Here is a 17382-nt window from a genome sequence, read left to right as displayed (position 1 = left end):
GTGCAACGCCGCGAGCGCACCCGTCACCTGATCGAACTGGGCGGCCTCGTCCAAAAGGCCGGGCTGGTCGATCTCGCCGTAGATGATCGCGCGACCATCTACGGCGCGCTGCTGGAACTAGTCGGCAAGGCAAGGAGCGAGGCTGGCGACGACACGCTGGCATTGTGGAAGCGCCGCGGCCGGCGGGCGTTTGACGCGGAAGAAGCGGAACGGGAGACGGGCGAATGACGACGATCGACCTCGACACGCTGCGGAGCGAAGTCCGCGCGCTCGACTATGTGCGCGGCAGCCCGGCCGAGGACACGATGTGGCGCGAGGACGACGAGGACGCCCGCGCCAACCTCGCGATCGAAGGCATGGCGCTGACGCCTGAGGATGATGCCCTGTTCGACATGATGCGCGACGAACGGGTGCCCCCTACCCTCGCCACGCAAATCCTTCTCAGGCTGCTCGGCCATCCCGATGCCGATCCCGCGCTGGCGATCACGCCGGCGGGCGCGAGCTGATGCCGGCGCGGATCGGGCCGCTATGGGCGCTGCTGATCGGCTTCGTCGTCCTGATGGCGAGTAATAGCTGGCTCAAGGGCATTTTCGGCGTCGGCGAAATCGCGACCGACGTGCCGTTCCTGCTCACCGGCCTGGTCCTGTTCGGCATCTGGAAGTTCAATCGCCGCGGGCGCGCCCGCAACACGCTGATGGGATCGGCTCGCTTCGGCGACGGGCGCGATCTGGCGAAGCTGGAAGGCTCGGGCGATCTCGTCATCGGCCGATCGGGCCGTAACAACAAGCTGCTGCGCTATGACGGCCCGGCGCATCTGCTGACGATGGCACCCACCCGCTCGGGCAAGGGTGTCGGCACGATCATCCCCAACCTGCTGCTGCTCGACCGTTCGGTGATCTGCATCGACCCCAAGGGCGAAAATGCCCGCATCACGGCCCGCACGCGGGCCAGGAAGGGCGATGTGTGGTGTCTGGACCCCTTCGGCGTCTCCGGGCGTCCTGCGGCCCGCTATAACCCCCTGGCATGGCTTGACGCCGCCAGCCCGGACCTCGCGGAAGACGCACAGACGGTTGCCGACGCGCTGGTCCATGATGCGCCGGGACAATCGGGTGAGGCGCACTGGAACGAGGAAGCCAAGGCGCTGATCGCCGGCATCATCCTACACACCGTCATCCACGAGCCCCCTGCCCTCGCCACGCTGGCGACGGTGCGCGACAAGCTCACCCGCGATCCCGCCGGTTTCGCCGCACTGCTCACAGACATGCAGGCCAGCGCCGGCGCACATGGCCTGATTGCGCGCGCCGCCAACCGCCAGCTCGGCAAGTCTGATCGCGAGGCGGCCGGCGTGCTGTCGTCCACCCAGCGGCACACCCACTTTCTCGACAGCCCGCGCATCGTGGACAGCACGTCGGCATCCGACTTCCGGTTCGCGGACCTGAAGGAGCGGCCGGGCACCGTGTTCCTGTGCCTGCCGCCTGACCGGCTCGACACCTATGCTCGCTGGCTGCGACTGCTGGTGAGCCAAGCGGTCACCGACATGGCCCGCTCCCCTGCCCGACCGGACAAGCCGGTGCTGTTCCTGCTCGACGAGTTCGCCGCGCTCGGCCGCCTCGATCCGGTGGAACGCGCGATGGGGCTGATGGCAGGTTACGGGATGCAGCTTTGGCCGATCCTCCAGGACATGCACCAGCTCAAGGCCACCTATGGCGAGCGCGCCGGCACGTTCATGTCCAACGCCGGCGTGATCCAGACGTTCGGGGTGAACGATCTTGCCACCGCCGACATGCTCTCGCGTACGATCGGCGACACCACCATCGAATATCAGACCTTCGGCACGTCCAACCCGGCGAGCATCTTCAGCGACGGCACTCGCTCGGAAAGCGCCAGCGGCCACGTCGCCGCACGCCGGCTGGCGACGCCGGATGAAATCATGCGGATGAACCCCGACGATCTGCTGCTGCTGCGGCAGGGTCAGCACCCGCTCGTCGTCGGCAAAATCCGCTACTATGCGGAACGCGAGTTCGCCGGGCTCTACGATCCGGCCTGATTCCACACACCGGAACACCGGAGGATAGGTATCGGGATAGCGCCTTTTCCTGCCCCTCAACCTGCCCGGCGCTGACAGTCACACACCGCCGGATCGGCTTGGCTTCTCCCGGAAGCCTGCGGCCGTCAGGCCGCTTCTGTGACGGCGTTAGCCGGCACGCAGCAAAGGAGCATTGGCCCTTGGCCAATTCCGCATTCCCCTTTTTTGCTGGTTGAGCGCGCGCGAGGTTAAAGGATTCTGTTAAATAGGAATCGTTAAGAAGGTTAAGGCTCAAAAATGAGCCAAAAAAGTGAGGACTTCTGCGGCTTTCCAGACAGGCCCGGTGGGTGAAACCCCGTGATTCGGTGGGTGATCCCCCGATAGTGCGGTGGGTGATCCCCCGAAGCGATGGTGGGTGAAACCCCGAGCCAACCGACCCCGAAATGGAGCTTTCCGGATCGGTTATCCACAGACAGGCGGCCGGGGGAGCGTCAGGCGGATTGCCTCGACGCAGATTAGTCGACTCACGCCGGTGGGTGAAACCCCGATACTTGGCCTTGCGGTGGGTGAAACCCCGATAGTCAGCGCCGCCCGGCGAGCTGATCCATACGGGCATCTACCTCCTCGGTTCGCTGGCGATCGGCGTCAAAGCGCGCGCGTCGCTCTTCCTCGGCCCGCGCTTTCTCGGCAAGCGCCAACGCTTCCGCTTCGCCGCGACGCTTGAACCGCACCGCGGGACTCTTGTCTGCCGTCTCCGTCAGTTCCATCGTGTAATCGGGGAGCTGGTCGGCCTCGATTACGCGACGAAGCATCCGGTTGAACTCCTTGGGCTGCGCATCACTGCCGGTCTTGTCGCGGAGCAGCTCGACGCGACACACCCACCCACCCTGCTGCGATCCGACGTGCTTGCGTCCGATGCGATACAGCGCACGCTCCAGCCCGCCCGACAGGAGGAAATAATCGGGGTGCATGGTCAGCAACGACTTCTCGTTGACGATCCCTTCGTAAACCCAATCGGACAGGGTCAGCGTCATGCCGCGGGGCTGTTCGGTATCGGCGTCGGTGTCGAACGTCCAGCTATCCAGCCAGTTGAAGCCAGCCTTCTGCCGCCGTTTGGTGGCGCGAATAGAGGTCGTGATGCTGGTGGTCTGAAGCCGGAGAAGCGCCGCCTGTAGCTCCTGATAATCCCGGCCGCCGGTGCTGCGCTTGATCGCGCGTAACAGGTCGTAGGGCGTCGTCGTCAGCGTGCGAGGCAGGTCGTTCAGGCCCTGCTGCTTCATGCGGTTGAGCGTGGATGCCGCCCATATCAGAATATCGGCATCCCATATCGTGGCCATGCCGTAGTCGGGGATCGCCTGCACGCGCACCCACGCCTCGCCGTCCGGGCTCTTGTACTCGATCGGCTTCAGGCGCTTGCGCTTCTGGAGCGAGAAGAACGGCCGCTCCATGACCTCCCGTTGGTCGCGAAGCGGAAGGTCGCCCAGCGCCGGGATGAAGAGGTCGAACTCGGGGTTGGGATCGCGTCGCTTGGTCACGGCGCAAACCTGGTATGGCCTCGCTTGACCAGATACTGGCGGAGCAAGCGTTCGGTGATGACGGTCAGCGGCTCACCGCCCTCCTCGACGCTGAGCTGACGCAACGCACGGTGCATGTCCTCGGGAATGTGGATCAGCACCGGCTTCTTGCCCGGATGGCTGCTGCGGCGCGCGGGTGTGGCCGGCGCCGGCGCGTCGGCGGGCCGCTGCGATCGGCGCGAGGACACAACCGGGCGCGGCTCGGGCGCGGTATCGGCAACGGGGACCGGTGCCGGCTCCACGGCTTCGTCATCGAAGATGCCAGCGAGCGCAGAAGGCTTGCGCGCCATTATGCTGCCTCGCTTACTGGCTTAGTCGTAAAGCCGCTTAGTCGCTTAGCCTCGGCGTAGCTGGCGCGCAGCTCGGCCGCCGCCTTGCTGTCGGGCTCGGTTTCGCTCGCGGTGCGTCCCAGCGGCGTCGCCTTGTAGAAGTCCTTGCGATAGTGGAGCCGGCTGTCGAACAGCGTCACGCCCTTGGCCGCAAAGCCGGCGCTCGCCTCATGCCCTTCCCCACCCTGGTGAGGCACCTGGGTGAGAATGACTGCGAACGGCGTGCCCGCCTGCTGCACCTGCTTGACCGTCTGCAACACCGAATGAACGTCGAGCCCGCGCGGCGCGACGGGGATGATAACGAAATCCGCCTGCTCGGCCGCGAGCATGGCAATGTCCTTCGAGTTCGCCGGCGTGTCGATGATAATAAGGTCGATCTTGCCGCTGCTGCGCCCACGCGAGACGTGGAGCGGCAGGCCCGCGACGCTGCTGTCCTTCACCATCACGTCGTCATCGTCGCGGCGCTCCGACCAGTAGAGCGCCGATCCCTGCCGATCGTCGGCATCGAGGATTACGACGGCTGCCCCCTCCCTCGCCGCCTCGACGGCGAAGCCGGTCGATAGCGTGGTTTTTGACTGCCCGCCCTTCTGCGCGATGATAGCCCATACCTGCATAGCTACTGCTCCTCACTAAGCGGCTAAGCGACTTATGCCGCTTAGCCGCTTAGTCGTAAAGTCTCTTAGTCCTTATCTTCACCGGCACCTTCGTCGGCGTCTAGCGGATCATGACGCATCGCACCGTGCCCTTCGACCGGACACACCGGCGCGCCCACTTCCTCCAGCCATTTGCGCGCGGTCCTCACCGTGTAGCCGCACGTCTTGCACTCGCATTTGAGCAACCGCGTCGCCTGCTTTTTCGGCCGCGTCGTCTCGCCGCCGGTATCGAGCCGGGCATGGGGAAGGGGGCCTGCAACCGCGAGGATAGGCGCAACCGCCGCAAGGAAGGCGTCGCCCGGCGTGGTGGCGGTCATCTTCCCAGCCAGACCCAGCCCTACCGCAATCCGTTTAAACGCCTTCCCGTGCCCGGCTGGGATGCCGACTGCGGCGTGGACCAGTTCGTGCGCGAGGATCGCCGCGATCTGCGCCGGCATGGCGTCGGGGGCATGCGCCAAGTCCGGCCGGATAAAGATTTCAAAATGGCCGTCACCGCTGCAACGGTTGTCCCAGCACTCGCCGATTGCGCGGCCCCGCGCGCCGCGGCTGGTAAAGCCGATTGCGACGCGAACGCGGGAGGGCAGGGGGGCGTCCAGCACCTCGAACAACGGTGCCATGCCGATCGCCACGCGGTTCAGCCAGCTCTCGCGATTGTCGTGATCCATGTCCCGTCTTCCTTCCTTGCATCGCTATCGGGCGATGGCCCTCGGCCATCGGCCCTGCCTCGTGGCGAACAGCGGGGGGTGAGGGGGCAGCGGGAGTCTGCCGGGGTGGTGCGGGCGCACGGAGCAAAGCGGAGGAGCCACGGCCCGGCTGATTGCCGTTGCTGGGAGAGGGGGGCGGCGCTCCCCTCTCCCCTCCCCGACAAGCCTACGTCGCCGGCGTTGCCGGCGTCGCTCGGCGGGCGTGTCCGCGCCCGCTCGCGCGAGCGATCGTCACCCGCACGGGGCGAGACGCTGCAAGCGGCTCGATCGGAGCGAAGCGGAGATAGAGCGCGATCCGGAACGGACGCGCAGTTCCTGCTTATTAGCTTAGTCGCTTATTGGCTTAGTCGCTTAGCCTACTCGCGTCAGAGCAGGGCACTGGATCGTCCAACGACCCGGTTCATGTCGTCGCCAAAGACCGAAAGTGGCCGGTACAGGTCCGTTCCGTTGATGTTGACGGCGTGCCGCTCATCGCCCGTCGCCAATACGCGGTTCATTACTGCCGCGTGGGTCGCGTCGGGCATATAGATCGCCGAAAAGCCCATACGCTTGTAGAGGCTCATTCTGGAGCTGGTCCAGAACTCCTCCGGCTCCTTGAAGAAGCCGAAACCGACCCCTTCGATCGAATTGGCGGAATACAACAGCCGCTCGCGCGCGACCTCGCTCTTGATCGATATCACCAGGTTGGTCGGGGCACAGGGTATCAGAATATCGCCCAGCGCCTGCAAGGATGCCATCTTGCCGCTGTTCATGAGAACATGGCCCGGCATTTTCCATACCGGCCATCCCGTAGCGTCGGTGAACATGGCAGGAATGCCGGCGCTGGTCAGAACTTCGCTGCAAAGCGATTCCATGATCGCCCCGCCAGCTCCACACGGCATGGCCGGACCCGGATTGAAGCCTGGCCCCTTATGCGGATGCTGTATGAGGAAGGCGTCATGCACATTTGCTGACGTAATAGGCGTGCCAAGGGTAAGCTCGCAGAAGTGAACAATGGCCCTTGCGGACGAGGGTATCTTGATCTGGTTGTAGAGGCAGGGGCACGCCCTGAGGAGTCGGTCAAACGCTGCCTTGGGCATAGGTATCTGCTGCGTCTGCCACGGGAATAGCAGGTTCGGCACCGGACTTGGCGGCACTGTGGGGCCATTGGAGAAGTTCGCATTCAGCCACGCCGCTGCCGCGGCCTTGGTCCCCGCCTGCAAGCCAAGGGCAGGATGATCGACTATTTGCTGCCAGCTCAGCGGGTTTGGGGCCGCCGGGCAATGAGGATGAAGACAAAGCACATCGCACGATAGCGAGCCGCACCAACGGCGTTAAGGCTTTGCCCGGCAGGACGACAACGGCGCTCTCCTGCCTCTATCGGCGTCGCATCACGGCCACGCCGGGGACTTTTAGGGTGAACCTGGCCCAATTCCGTGAGCGGTCGTCACCCGCAGGGCGAGGGGCCGCAGCCAGCCGAAACTGCCACGCCGGCTCCCACCCATACATTATCGAAACTATCTTGATACCTTGCCGTTTTTATCGCATATATGGTGATACTAACAGGGAGGTATCCATGAGCGACATTGTAGCGGTATTCACGTCGAAGTCGGTTGAGACAATTTTGGCGGACGGGGGGTCGCAATCTTGGGCCTTGGATCGGGTACGCGCCTCAAGGTGCGATTATCTGGTGGTATGCCGCAATGCCAACGATCAGCCTGAAGGCCCGGAACCGCACGGGTCCGCATTTCTCGTCGGCAAGGTGTCCGACGTGGTGGCCTCCACCGAGACGGCGGGCCGCTACAAGATACTCATTAGCCACTACGCACTTGTGACCTGGGAGGAGGAGTGGGGAGGGGCGCGCAACCCGGTCGCCTATTGGAAGGACAGCGACTACACGGACGATGAGGGCAAGGTGCGTGACTTCAAGGCGCTCGACTTCAAGAAGGTTGAGGATTTTGCGGTGGATCGGGCCGGGGACGATGCCCCCGCCAGCCTGACGATCGCCGCGGCGAAGGCGGGCCTGGCAGCAACGTTCAATGTGCCCGAAACCGCTATCGAAATTACGATCCGCGCCTGAGCCGTCAGGCGCGGCGGGCCGATACATTCAGCAAAGTCACCAAGGCATGGCGAAAGTCCCCCCGCGCGGGGGGCTCGCCATCGCCCGCTTCGAGCCAGTCCAGCCCGGAAAAACGCGGGTCATAGGGGTGGTGGACCCTGCTACGGGCAAATAGGTCGAAAGCTGTCGAGACATGCGGCGGCGGCTCGGTAAGGGAAATCTGCCCCGTACCCGCAAACCACTCGTCCATAGCTTCAATGAGGCCAAACAGCGCCCGCAAGGCCGATGGACTTGCTGCAACCGGACGAAGGAACGGGGGCCAATCGTGGGCGATGGCGCGTTCGGGCACATCGGCCGGCAAGTGGCCCAGCTCCCGCCGGAGATTGTCGATCCAGCGGAGCTGCGGACGATCATGATTGAGGCGTGCCATGTCAGCCCCCGATCGGCAGCAACCGTACATCGCCGATGAAGCTCTCCAGCGTCTGAAGGTGTGGGCGAACGTCCCTGGGAAATGTATCGGTAATGCCGGCAGGCACCACGAGCTGCACGCCCGCATTGGTCATCTCGCGGAACTGCGGCTCGGATACGCCTTCCTGCAAGGTCAGCAGGTGCTTGGCAGGAATGCGATCGGCCTCGTTGAGGATTTGCCGCCAGCGGTCCTTGCACGTCGTCTTCACCGCCAGCATCCGTAGCCGGTCGGCAGGGAAATCTGCGTCGCGATAGGCGGCAACGGAGGGGAACAGGAAGTCGGGTCGCTTGCCAGGTTCGGATTCCGGCTGATGGGCGAAGTGTGTTCCTTCGATCAGCCGCTCCTCCATGAAGATCGCGCGGGTATGCAATTCCAGCGATCGGCCGGACCTCGCCTTACGGCGCTGGAGAACGGTCTGAGCACGGGCGATGAAGTCGTCCACCGACGCGAACCCGGCCTGTATGTGCGGCAGCTCGATAGCCTGTTCGACGCTGCGGAAAATCTCGAACTCGCAATCACGGCGACGCATCAGCCGCTTGTCGGGATCGAGGCCGGCGTCAGCGCGCAGCTCGACGGCCTTGCGGATGATATCGACACCGGACGGAAACTTCGTCCGCCATGCCGCCGGGATTTCGTCGTCGGCGAGCCAGCAGTTCGCCCGCACGGGCGGCCCCTGCAACAGGCCGAGCAATCCGCCCTGCGCCGGCGGCCACAGCAGCCATTTGCCTGGTTCAACCGGACCAATGCGATCCTCAACCAGATCCTCTTCCGTTTCGTGCCGGCAAACCCAGACATGGCAGTCGGCCACCTCGGGCGGCGCGACCTTGCGGAACGCGAAGATGGTCAGCGCACCGGTGCTTTCCGGATCGAGCAGCGCAGACGCCCCACCCCCGAAGTTCGTGACCCTCGTTTCATCACGGCCGCGCTTGGCGGTCGTGTCGTGATAGTGGTTGTTATACCAGACCGCTCTCACCTCCCGGTGGTCGGCATGGGAATCGACGTACAGGCTGAACCATACGTCAGGGTTCTTCACGTCCTTGCGGTTGAGTGCAGGAAAGATCGGGAACAGCACCTCGCGCGGGATGTAGGGGCCGGCCTGATGGCTCTCGTTCGCCAGTGTGTCGTTGCCCGACAGGCGTTTCACGTACCAGACGAAGCCCGGGCCGCCATATTCGTCCAGCCACTCGACAAGATCACCCACCGGCACGCAGCGTCCCCCTGATCTCCCCCTGTTTCCGATCGGAGCGGAGCCAGTCGGCCGCGAGTGGCATGACGGCGTCCGCCCCGATCCGGCCGGGGCCTTTCATCGAGCATTCCCAGATTTTCAGCACGCGCCATCCGGCATGGTCAAGCGCAGCCTCCACTTCGGCGTCGCGCTCCTGATTGCGCCCGATCTTCTGCCGCCAGAAATCCTGCCGGGTGCCCGGCCAGCGGAACAGCGGGCAGTCATGCGCATGCCAGAAACAGCCATGAATGAAGATGACCGCGCGCCACCGTGACAATACCATGTCGGGCTTGCCGGGCAGGGCGCGATCGTGGAGCCGGAACCGGAAACCAAGGGCATGAAGGCCGCGCCGCACCACCAGCTCGGGTTTGGTGTCCTTCCCCCTGATCCCGGCCATCATGCGGCTGCGCGTCGCCGCATCGACTATATCACCCGGCAAGCGCCAGCTTCCGCTGAAGCCGTTCCGGCGCGATCTCGGCGCGATCGACAAGCCACGGCAGCATATGCTCGGCGACCGCCTTCACTACCGGCACCACGACGGCGTTGCCGAACTGGCGATAGGCCTGCGTGTCGGACACGGGAATGATGAAGTCGCGGCCATCGGGTTCATCGAACCCCATCAGCCGGGCACACTCGCGCGGCGTCAGCCGGCGGGGGTTCTTTCCCTTTTGCTCGACAAGGATTTCCGATCCATCCTTGTAATACCGTGCCGACAGGGTGCGGGCGACGTCGTTCGGTCCGACCAGTCCGAACCCAAAGCCGTTGCCCGCTGCCTTGTGCTTGTCGGCATACCCCTGGAGGTATCGCCACAGGTGATCGGTCAACGTGTACTTTTCCGACACCGAAGCGATGTTGCCCCGGGTGTAAGGGGAGTCCAGCTCCTCGGTGCCGTCCTCTGGATGCAGGATGGTGCCGAGTTTTGGCCCGTTGAGCATGTCGGGCAGCACGAGGTCCGCGAAGGTGAAATCGTTCGGATCACGGAAGCCGACTATGAAGATGCGCTCGCGTTGTTGGGGCACGAACGCCTTGGAGTTGATGACCTTCCAATGGACCTGATAGCCCAGCTCGGCCGTCAGCGTGCGGTGGATGACCTCGAACGTCCGGCCCTTGTCGTGGTTGACCAGATTCTTGACGTTCTCCAGCAGGAACGCCCGCGGGCGGTGGTGCTGGATGATTTTCGCCACGTTGAAAAACAGCGTGCCCTGCGTCTCGTCGGCGAAGCCGTGCGGCCGGTTGAGCGCGTTCTTCTTTGACACCCCGGCGATTGAGAAGGGCTGGCACGGGAAGCCAGCCAGCAGCAGGTCGTGTGCCGGGATGCTCTCCACCGGCACCTTGGTTATGTCGCCGGCAACCTCATGCTCGCACTCGTAGTTGGCGAGGTAGGTGGCCTGCGAATATTTGTCCCACTCACTGGTAAAGACGCATTCGCCATCCTCATCGAAACCGCGGCGCAGGCCGCCGATACCGGCGAACAGGTCGATGAAACGGAAGGTTTTGCCCGGCGATTTCGTCTGCGGCTTCGCCGCTCGACTGTCGCGGATCATCGTGTCGAGCAGCTTCACGGCCGCCCGGCGTGGCCGCGTCAGCCCGCGCTCCCAACGATAAACCGTACTGCGGGAAAAACCCGCCAAGTCGGCAAGGGCATCTACGCTGATGCCGGCGCTGGTACGAAGACGGGAAAACTCGGATACGGACGGCAAGCAGCACCTCTGGGAAGATTTGTGCCACAATGACGCTATGATTCCCTACAAGCAAGAACAAAAAGGAACCACTCGGCATTCCCTGCCCGCCGTTCATCGCAAAGCTGCTTGCTTCATATGTTCCTTATATGTTCTCCTGCGGCTATGCCAAGCGTCAGCCCCGAGTCTGTCTCTGCCGCCATCCGTTCGGCTCCCGCCTTTGCACGGCTTGGGCTGTCGATGCGTGATCCACACTATCGTGAGCGCGCAATTTAGGCGCTATCGCTGGCGATCGTTGAAAAGCTGGAGGCGCCGACGCCCGTGCACGACATCAACCAGATACCGCTGCCGTTCTGATCCGATGCGTTTCCTAGTCATGCCTAGGCAAGGAGTGACAGCTTCACGGGGTGCCGGCCAGTCGTAACCGAAACGATAAACCGACACCCGTGCAGCGGCTATTTAGAGAACGCCTTTGTATAGTAATTCGTGAATTTTGCGGCAGTGAATCTGTGGCTGTCGAGTATGGCCGCTACCCCCGTCACATCATTGAAGGTCCCAAGCGCTGCAACCGAACTACCAAACGATCGAATAGACTCTCTTAATGTTCTCAGCTTTTCATCATCGACTATCCGCATATCCGCAGATGGAGACGCCTCCTGCTGAAACCTACTCACTGGTTCGATAAGGATGGGTGTATACGTGCAACTGGCATCATAGTTTCGAAGAAACCACGAAACAGACCCAAGCAGCTGATTGCAGTGGTCTTTAGAGATCAAACGCCCATCGTTCTTCACCCCCGATTTGCACTCGATGACGAGGAAGTGCAAACCACCTACGGCCCACAGGTTGTCCGGCCCACCATCTCGATACTCGTTGTCGGGTCGCTGCGAGCCAAACCCAATCAACTTGCCTAGGTCACGTATAGAGGCTTCGAAGCGCTCGGTACGGTGCTCGTCCCATACCAAGTCGTCCGCAAGCGCGTTTGCGTGAAGGACTAACTGGTTGGGATTGATAAAGCGCGAGGAAATGAAGGAAAGGCTCGCTTCGGCTTGGCCTGCGGGTGCGGTAATGCGGGTATGGGTAATACCTGCAATCGGCTTTATCACACGCCGATTGTCAGAAACCGCGGATAACAGAACGGCTTGGGCACTAGCAGGATCGGTTATCGTCGTGGCCTCTGCCAGCTGCTGCTTTAGATAACCCCTCACGGATCGATCACTTTCAGTATTTACTGCCTGTTGCAGCTTCGATTCCGCCTGCTTGCTTTGTGCCATTGCTAGGAGGTCGAACGCTTGCCTCTGCAAAACAATAGAGGGATTTACTCCGCTATCCTGCCCTTCGGGCGCGTGCGCGAGGCGGGACCGCCCAGCTTGCCACCACTGGATGTCGCCCTCGATACAGTAGTTCAAAAGCGGGCGAAGTGCGCTTGCCGGTTGGCCTTTGACCTGCTGTGTAACCTCTCGCCCTAAATCTAACTGAGCAAGAGTCGCAGGGGTGAACATAGACCTTGCTGAAGGTTGATTAATTCTCTGAGCTAAGCGATTTCCTAAGAGCAAGACCGCGCAACGGTCCTCGGATGACCGCACACCGCGCCCCATACCTTGTTCGACCTTTTGAACCTGACGGAGCAACTCTAAATCTGTGCCCTCCAAGACCGAGGATTCAACTCTATCGAGTAATCCTAAAAACTCGGGCAAGCCATCGATTATCAGCAATCGGCAAGCATCGTCAGGTAGATCAACCCCATCATACCTGTTGACTAGAACAGTGATTCCTACATGCTCACCCCTTTTCAGACGATCAACGCCAGCCGCAATTGAATCTGTCTTTAGCGTTTGACCCGCCACATCTGACCAAAATGCCGCTCTACGATCGGACGGCACGATAACGGCAACGTTTTTCGTTCTAGCGATATCGACTGCAAGAGTCTTGATATCACCCTCTACGATGTCAGTATTTATTTCCTGCGGAATCACGATCATGCGATCACCTATCTCACCAGCCCCCTTTGGCTTGATAGGCGACGAGACCATCGCCGGGTCAGCATCCAGTTTCGTGACAAGGACGCCATCGTCGGCGAGCGTGGCGGTCATATAAATCCGTCGCTTCGCGTGTTGGAACGCGGCTATCCTTTCAATCGGTATACAGCGCGGAGCTATTTCCAATCCGGCCCCGCCAACCGCACATTGGCAAATCGCAATTACGTCCTTCAGCAACGGCCATTTGAAAAGCAGGCCGTCATCTTCGCGATGAGAGTGCAGAACAGCAATAACTTGCTCGCGTTTTTGATACCAAGCCCAGAATGGAATAAGCATCAAAGCTTGAGGATCGCCGTTCTTCAATTCTATCAAGCCGACCTCAGATTGAGCTCTCAGATCTTCTTCAAAAATCTTAATAATTTCGTTAAAGACCGGATGGGCGGCTGGCAGTGATATCGAGAACTGATCATCGACGGTCGATAGACATGCATGTGCATCATCTATAACAACAGATCCTATCTGCTTTCTTATACCGCCAACACCGAATACGGACCTTCCGTTTACTAGCTTATGTATGTTGATGACAAGTATGGTGCGACCAGCCACAAATGCTGGATCATCGGCGTCGCCAGTTGCGGCTATGCCCAAATCGTTTGCTTCCGTTAGAACCTGATGGAGAAGGTAGTTGTCAGGAACCACATAAACAGCTGGCCCAAATCCCTCGTTAAGACAGCTTTGCAGGGCTAATAAACCCACAAGCATCTTACCAGAACCCGTGTTCATCTTGATGGTGTTATCTCGACGCCCCCGAAGGTCGAACCACTTATCCAAAACCTCGCCTTGGTTCGCAGACGGAAATCGGAAGCGTGGATGTCGAACGAGAGTGGTGAAGATTTTCCGAGGTTCGAGAACCGGACTGCCGTTGCCGCCACCCCCGCTCAGTGCGTTGAAATCTAGCATTCGTGATCCCCAACCTGTCTGCTACCGCCTTCGGAGAACACCAGACTATCGGGTACGCCCAAAAAGAACACTGCTGCGAAATCAATCAGGCTCGCAATTCCTTTGAAGGGCGCCACTACGATGAGCCGTTTGTCGTCACGGACGCACCATATCCGTGCCTATTATGTGACGATCCCGATTATGCTGACGAGTGATTGCGCGCCGGCGAGTGACCAGCTCGTGACCCCTTTGCTCCGCTCGCAACCGATGTCCGCTCGCGATGCGCACGCAGCACGCGCTGCACGGTCGATCGCGACACGCGAAATAGGCTGGCGAGCTGGGCAGGGGAGCCTTGACCGGCTTCCGCCTTGGCGATGATCTCGGCGCGCTGCTGGCCGGTAAGGCTCGGCCGGCGTCCAAGGTGCCGGCCGGCGCTGCGGGCGTGCGCCAGCCCGCTCATGGTCCGCTCGCGGATCATGGCGCGCTCGAACTCGGCGAATGCGCCCAGCATCTGCGTCATCAGCCGGCCCGGCGCGGTGGTCGTGTCGATCGCCTCGGTCAGCGACCGGAAGCCGGCACCGGCCGCGGTAATTTCCTCCAGCGTGAACAGAAGGTCGCGGAGGGATCGGGACAGCCGATCGAGCTTCCACACCACCAGCACGTCGCCGGGTGTCAGCGCTCCGATCGCGCGTGCCAGCTCGCGGCGATCGGTCTGGCCGCCCGATGCTTCCTCCTGATAGATCGGATCGCACCCCGCGTTTGTCAGCGCGCGGAGCTGAGGAGCGAGGTCCTGGGTGTCGCCGCGGGACACCCGCGCATAGCCGATTTCCATGCGTGTATTCTGACACGGGGTTGTGACACCTGCAAACCCGCGGAAAAGCTAGGGGAGGGGTTTGGTGTCACAACCGGACGATAATGGTCAGTCCTGAACGATGCTGGGTGGGAAGTCGCGCGCAGCATGAAGGGCGAGCGAAGTGAGGAGCGGGCGGGGGGCATACCCCCCAAAAGGCGGCGACCAATTATCCCTGCAAAAGGGTCCGATTAACACCGAAGCTTCGGAGGTAAGGGGAGCCCGGTTAACACCACCCAGCGGCTCCCAGAGGGGGGTCCGATTAACACCACCCAAGCCGCGGAGAACGACGGGGGCTGTTAAGAAACCTACGCTCTCTGGCCCGCCTGTCCCGATTGGGATGGTATTTCGGGATTATGGAAGTAGATCGGTTAGCCGGTTCCACCTGAGACATCAGGAGCCACTTTGGGGTCCGGGTCCTGCGCCTTGCCGGTCGCGGGTGCCACCTTCTGGCTCGGCATAGCGGTGAGATAAGCAACGATCGCATCGACGTCCTTCTCGGCCACTGGCGCCTTATACACCTCACGCATCTTGGTGACGGTCGCCTTCCACTGATCCGCCGATAGCGCAGGCTGGGTCAGCGCCATGCTGGCTGAGTGGCACGAGGTGCAATTGGCATTGATGACGTCGGCGTGCGGACCGTCGGGGTAGGTCGCGTCGTCGGCCGGCAGGTCGACGCTGGTCGAGGCAAGCGAGAAGCCGCGCGCTGACACGCTGGCGGCCGGTGCCGGCTCAGACATCTCGGAGATCGGAACGGGCGCCTTGCGGCTGCTCGGCGCGCCGATCGAGACGAGGATGATGCCGGTCAGGCCGATCAGGCCAGCAGCCATCATGCCGGGAGACGGAGTCTTCATGATTTGCTCGCTCCTCAGGCCGCGATGATGGTGGTGGTTTCAATGTTGCCGCGCATGAACCCGCCGGGATTCCAGATCGGCTTCATCGGCTGAGCGACACCGTTGGTGTTCCAGCAGCGCACCATGATGGGGTTAGGCCCGCGTCTCAGCGGCACCCGCCCGTCCCAGCGCCGGAAGCTGTACCTGCCCTCGTCCGCTCCGAGCGTCATCCTGTACCAGGTGCGGCCACCGTCCGACGACACATCGACCTTGGCGACGCCGCAATCGCCGCCCATTGCGATGCCGCCGACCGGGATCGACGCTTCATAGGCGATCGCCTGACCATCGGGCAGGCTGGTCATCCAGCTACGCGGGATCATGCGATTGATCGGTACGGTCGGGAAGTCCTTGGCACCGGGCGCGACATTCGCGCCGGGTGTCGCGGGGATCTTGTAGGCCTTGGCCATCCAATACTGGTCGTCAGGGCCGGGCAGTACCTCGATCGCGTTCAGCATCTTGACCCAATAGGTCGAGTACCAGCCCGGCACGATCAGCCGGCAGGGAAAGCCGTTGAGGAGCGGCAGTTGCTCGCCGTTCATGCCGAAGGCGATCATGACCTCGCCGTCGCGGGCATGGTCGATGTCGAGTGCCTTCTCGAAGTCAGGAGCGCCCGCCACGACCGGCTGATCGAGAGCGCCGAAGCGCACCTGCACCGCGCCTGCCTTGACCCCGGCGAGGTCGAGCACGTCGCGCAGGCGAACGCCGAGCCACTTGGCGTTGCCCATCGCGCCATTGCCCCATTGCGCGCCGGCGACGCGCGGCTGGAACAGCCCGCGGCTGTTGCCCGAGCACTGGTTCACCGCCGCCATCTCGACCCGTGGAAGGCGCAGCAGCTGAGCGAGGCTGATCGACAGCGGCCGATTGACGTGGCCGAAGACGTTGAGGCGGAAACTTTCGACGTCGATCGAGGTCGGTATGTCGGCCCAGTGCCAGCGGACGAAGAACTGGTCGTTGGGCGTGAACACCGACTTGTCGAAGACCTCCATCGGCGTCTCCAGCAAGGGTGGATGGACGCGCTGGAGGATCATGCTGCCCTTGCCGGGAAAGGCGCTGGTCATCGGCCGCTCGGCATTGCCGCCGGGCAGCTTCAGGTCGACGAGCTGCTGCGCCAGTGCCGGCGCGGCGGCAAGGCCGGCGGTGCCGAGCGCGGCATGGCTGAGGAAGCGGCGACGGCTGGTCTCACTCGCCAGCCCGGCGTCGAAATTGTCCATGACAAGGCTCTCCTGTGGCCAGTCACGCTGGCGGATCGAAGGGGCATTCTGCAAGTGATCGGACCGACTGATCCGATCATCATGGCGGATCAGTTCGGGGTGGCGATGCAGGGCGAGACGAACAGGTTGCCCCGCCATGCACCGGCTAGCGTCTTGGCACCGACCAGCAGCCACATCGCCGCGAGCGCAACCGTCAGCACCGTGCCGACGATACCGAAAAACATAAGGTTCAGCGTCGTGCCGAGGCGGAAGGTGGCGACGGTGTAGACGCCGAGCGGGAAGGTGTAGCCCCACCAGCCGAGGTTGAACGGCACGCCCGCGCGCCAGTAGCGGATGGTGATAAGCGTCGCGAGCGCCAGCCACCACAGGCCGAAACCCCAAAGGCAGAGCCCGGCGACAACGCCGATCCCCTGCGCGACGGTGCCGACGCCGGCTAGCCCGTGCGCGGTGAGGATCGCCGGCGCATCCGCGCCGAGCACCAGCATGCCCAGAGCACCCGTGCCGATCGGCCCCAGCGCCAGCCAGGAAGATGCCGCCATGCTTTCATGCGGCAACTTGTGGAGTGCCATGCGCAGGATGAGGATGGCGAGGATGCCAAACGCGACCGGCACCGAATAGGCCCACAGCACATAGGAGGTCGCGAGCGTCACTATCTGCGCGTGGGGATCGGTTAGATGCGGCGCGAGCAGCCCGCCGCTGGCGCCCGCCACTTCGGCAGCGACGACCGGCAGCAGCCATACGGCGGTCATGCCGTCCAGGCTGTGCTCGTGGCGGGTAAACATCAGGTAGGGGATCAGCACGCCGCAGGCGAGC

At 62.5% G+C, this 17382-nt stretch carries 19 protein-coding genes; 5 read left to right on the top strand and 14 right to left on the bottom strand.

The window, feature by feature from the left end; genetic code table 11:
* The 3 genes from U1703_RS17695 to U1703_RS17685 are packed head-to-tail and all read left to right on the top strand — an operon-like array spanning nucleotide 1 to nucleotide 2047.
* Complete coding sequence (locus tag U1703_RS17695; protein WP_163960250.1) at nucleotides 1-228, top strand: conjugal transfer protein TraD; 228 nt, start codon at nucleotides 1-3, stop codon at nucleotides 226-228.
* On the top strand, nucleotides 225-506 hold the full coding sequence (locus U1703_RS17690) for a hypothetical protein (protein ID WP_163960252.1): 282 nt from the start codon (nucleotides 225-227) through the stop codon (nucleotides 504-506). Before U1703_RS17695 ends, U1703_RS17690 begins: the two co-directional genes overlap by 4 nt.
* The gene (locus U1703_RS17685) at nucleotides 506-2047 is read left to right on the top strand and encodes a type IV secretory system conjugative DNA transfer family protein (RefSeq protein WP_332786783.1); all 1542 of its coding nucleotides are present in this window, start codon (nucleotides 506-508) and stop codon (nucleotides 2045-2047) included. The genes U1703_RS17690 and U1703_RS17685 overlap by 1 nt, the downstream gene beginning before the upstream one ends.
* A gap of 560 nt (nucleotides 2048-2607) precedes the next feature.
* On the opposite strand, the gene U1703_RS17680 is transcribed toward U1703_RS17685, so the two are convergent.
* The 5 genes from U1703_RS17680 to U1703_RS17660 all read right to left on the bottom strand — a co-directional run bounded on the left by U1703_RS17680 (nucleotide 2608) and on the right by U1703_RS17660 (nucleotide 6230).
* The gene (locus tag U1703_RS17680; protein WP_332786782.1) at nucleotides 2608-3561 is read right to left on the bottom strand and encodes a replication initiator protein A; all 954 of its coding nucleotides are present in this window, start codon (nucleotides 3559-3561) and stop codon (nucleotides 2608-2610) included.
* Nucleotides 3558-3890: a hypothetical protein gene (locus U1703_RS17675; protein ID WP_332786781.1), complete on the bottom strand. Its 333-nt coding sequence runs from the start codon at nucleotides 3888-3890 to the stop codon at nucleotides 3558-3560. The genes U1703_RS17680 and U1703_RS17675 overlap by 4 nt, the downstream gene beginning before the upstream one ends.
* Nucleotides 3890-4543: a nucleotide-binding protein gene (locus tag U1703_RS17670; RefSeq protein WP_332786780.1), complete on the bottom strand. Its 654-nt coding sequence runs from the start codon at nucleotides 4541-4543 to the stop codon at nucleotides 3890-3892. Before U1703_RS17670 ends, U1703_RS17675 begins: the two co-directional genes overlap by 1 nt.
* A 65-nt stretch (nucleotides 4544-4608) precedes the next feature.
* Nucleotides 4609-5247, bottom strand: a complete 639-nt coding sequence (locus U1703_RS17665; protein ID WP_332786779.1) for a transcription elongation protein SprT — start codon at nucleotides 5245-5247, stop codon at nucleotides 4609-4611.
* A 404-nt stretch (nucleotides 5248-5651) separates the two neighbouring features.
* Nucleotides 5652-6230: a hypothetical protein gene (locus U1703_RS17660; RefSeq protein ID WP_332786778.1), complete on the bottom strand. Its 579-nt coding sequence runs from the start codon at nucleotides 6228-6230 to the stop codon at nucleotides 5652-5654.
* A 611-nt stretch (nucleotides 6231-6841) separates the two neighbouring features.
* On the opposite strand from U1703_RS17660, the gene U1703_RS17655 reads away from it, so the two are divergent.
* The gene (locus tag U1703_RS17655) at nucleotides 6842-7345 is read left to right on the top strand and encodes a hypothetical protein (RefSeq protein WP_332786777.1); all 504 of its coding nucleotides are present in this window, start codon (nucleotides 6842-6844) and stop codon (nucleotides 7343-7345) included.
* A gap of 4 nt (nucleotides 7346-7349) precedes the next feature.
* Here U1703_RS17655 and U1703_RS17650 read toward each other — a convergent pair whose 3' ends face one another.
* Genes U1703_RS17650 through dcm form a run of 4 tightly spaced genes read right to left on the bottom strand, consistent with a single transcriptional unit; the run spans nucleotide 7350 to nucleotide 10649 of the window.
* Nucleotides 7350-7754, bottom strand: a complete 405-nt coding sequence (locus U1703_RS17650; protein ID WP_332786776.1) for a hypothetical protein — start codon at nucleotides 7752-7754, stop codon at nucleotides 7350-7352.
* A 1-nt stretch (nucleotide 7755) separates the two neighbouring features.
* Nucleotides 7756-9000 (bottom strand): type II restriction endonuclease, encoded by a 1245-nt coding sequence (locus U1703_RS17645; protein WP_332786775.1) that lies wholly within the window; start codon nucleotides 8998-9000, stop codon nucleotides 7756-7758.
* Complete coding sequence (locus tag U1703_RS17640) at nucleotides 8987-9457, bottom strand: very short patch repair endonuclease (protein ID WP_269769703.1); 471 nt, start codon at nucleotides 9455-9457, stop codon at nucleotides 8987-8989. Before U1703_RS17640 ends, U1703_RS17645 begins: the two co-directional genes overlap by 14 nt.
* The gene (gene dcm, locus U1703_RS17635; RefSeq protein WP_443025843.1) at nucleotides 9447-10649 is read right to left on the bottom strand and encodes a DNA (cytosine-5-)-methyltransferase; all 1203 of its coding nucleotides are present in this window, start codon (nucleotides 10647-10649) and stop codon (nucleotides 9447-9449) included. Before dcm ends, U1703_RS17640 begins: the two co-directional genes overlap by 11 nt.
* 186 nt (nucleotides 10650-10835) lie before the next feature.
* Between dcm and U1703_RS18995 the strand changes: the two genes are divergently transcribed.
* Nucleotides 10836-10973 carry a DUF6771 family protein gene (locus U1703_RS18995; protein WP_443025842.1) on the top strand — a complete coding sequence of 46 codons (138 nt, stop codon included), beginning with the start codon at nucleotides 10836-10838 and terminating at the stop codon, nucleotides 10971-10973.
* A 179-nt stretch (nucleotides 10974-11152) separates the two neighbouring features.
* On the opposite strand, the gene U1703_RS17630 is transcribed toward U1703_RS18995, so the two are convergent.
* The 5 genes from U1703_RS17630 to U1703_RS17610 form a co-directional block, all read right to left on the bottom strand.
* Complete coding sequence (locus U1703_RS17630) at nucleotides 11153-13636, bottom strand: helicase C-terminal domain-containing protein (protein WP_332786773.1); 2484 nt, start codon at nucleotides 13634-13636, stop codon at nucleotides 11153-11155.
* Nucleotides 13637-13814: 178 nt separating this feature from the next.
* Nucleotides 13815-14447 carry a recombinase family protein gene (locus U1703_RS17625; RefSeq protein ID WP_332786772.1) on the bottom strand — a complete coding sequence of 211 codons (633 nt, stop codon included), beginning with the start codon at nucleotides 14445-14447 and terminating at the stop codon, nucleotides 13815-13817.
* A gap of 389 nt (nucleotides 14448-14836) precedes the next feature.
* Nucleotides 14837-15319 carry a c-type cytochrome gene (locus tag U1703_RS17620; protein WP_007406258.1) on the bottom strand — a complete coding sequence of 161 codons (483 nt, stop codon included), beginning with the start codon at nucleotides 15317-15319 and terminating at the stop codon, nucleotides 14837-14839.
* Between the two features lie 14 nt (nucleotides 15320-15333).
* Nucleotides 15334-16569: a molybdopterin-dependent oxidoreductase gene (locus U1703_RS17615; RefSeq protein ID WP_332786771.1), complete on the bottom strand. Its 1236-nt coding sequence runs from the start codon at nucleotides 16567-16569 to the stop codon at nucleotides 15334-15336.
* Nucleotides 16570-16658: 89 nt separating this feature from the next.
* On the bottom strand, nucleotides 16659-17382 hold a 724-nt coding region (locus U1703_RS17610; protein ID WP_503676842.1), incomplete at its 5' end, for an SLAC1 family transporter.

Source organism: Sphingomonas flavida (assembly GCF_036663655.1).
Classification (GTDB): Bacteria; Pseudomonadota; Alphaproteobacteria; order Sphingomonadales; family Sphingomonadaceae; genus Sphingomonas.
Note: the sequence above shows the minus strand (reverse complement) of the source record. Positions and strands in the feature narration are given on the sequence as shown.

Bases quoted from the DNA above. Each gene is read 5' to 3' on its own strand.
- U1703_RS17615 (WP_332786771.1), bottom strand. From the start codon at position 16,569: ATGGACAATTTCGACGCCGGGCTGGCGAGTGAGACCAGCCGTCGCCGC.
- U1703_RS17670 (WP_332786780.1), bottom strand. From the start codon at position 4,543: ATGCAGGTATGGGCTATCATCGCGCAGAAGGGCGGGCAGTCAAAAACC.
- U1703_RS17630 (WP_332786773.1), bottom strand. From the start codon at position 13,636: ATGCTAGATTTCAACGCACTGAGCGGGGGTGGCGGCAACGGCAGTCCG.
- U1703_RS17620 (WP_007406258.1), bottom strand. From the start codon at position 15,319: ATGAAGACTCCGTCTCCCGGCATGATGGCTGCTGGCCTGATCGGCCTG.
- U1703_RS17650 (WP_332786776.1), bottom strand. From the start codon at position 7,754: ATGGCACGCCTCAATCATGATCGTCCGCAGCTCCGCTGGATCGACAAT.
- U1703_RS17655 (WP_332786777.1), top strand. From the start codon at position 6,842: ATGAGCGACATTGTAGCGGTATTCACGTCGAAGTCGGTTGAGACAATT.
- U1703_RS18995 (WP_443025842.1), top strand. From the start codon at position 10,836: ATGTTCCTTATATGTTCTCCTGCGGCTATGCCAAGCGTCAGCCCCGAG.
- U1703_RS17675 (WP_332786781.1), bottom strand. From the start codon at position 3,890: ATGGCGCGCAAGCCTTCTGCGCTCGCTGGCATCTTCGATGACGAAGCC.
- U1703_RS17665 (WP_332786779.1), bottom strand. From the start codon at position 5,247: ATGGATCACGACAATCGCGAGAGCTGGCTGAACCGCGTGGCGATCGGC.
- U1703_RS17690 (WP_163960252.1), top strand. From the start codon at position 225: ATGACGACGATCGACCTCGACACGCTGCGGAGCGAAGTCCGCGCGCTC.
- U1703_RS17685 (WP_332786783.1), top strand. From the start codon at position 506: ATGCCGGCGCGGATCGGGCCGCTATGGGCGCTGCTGATCGGCTTCGTC.
- U1703_RS17625 (WP_332786772.1), bottom strand. From the start codon at position 14,447: ATGGAAATCGGCTATGCGCGGGTGTCCCGCGGCGACACCCAGGACCTC.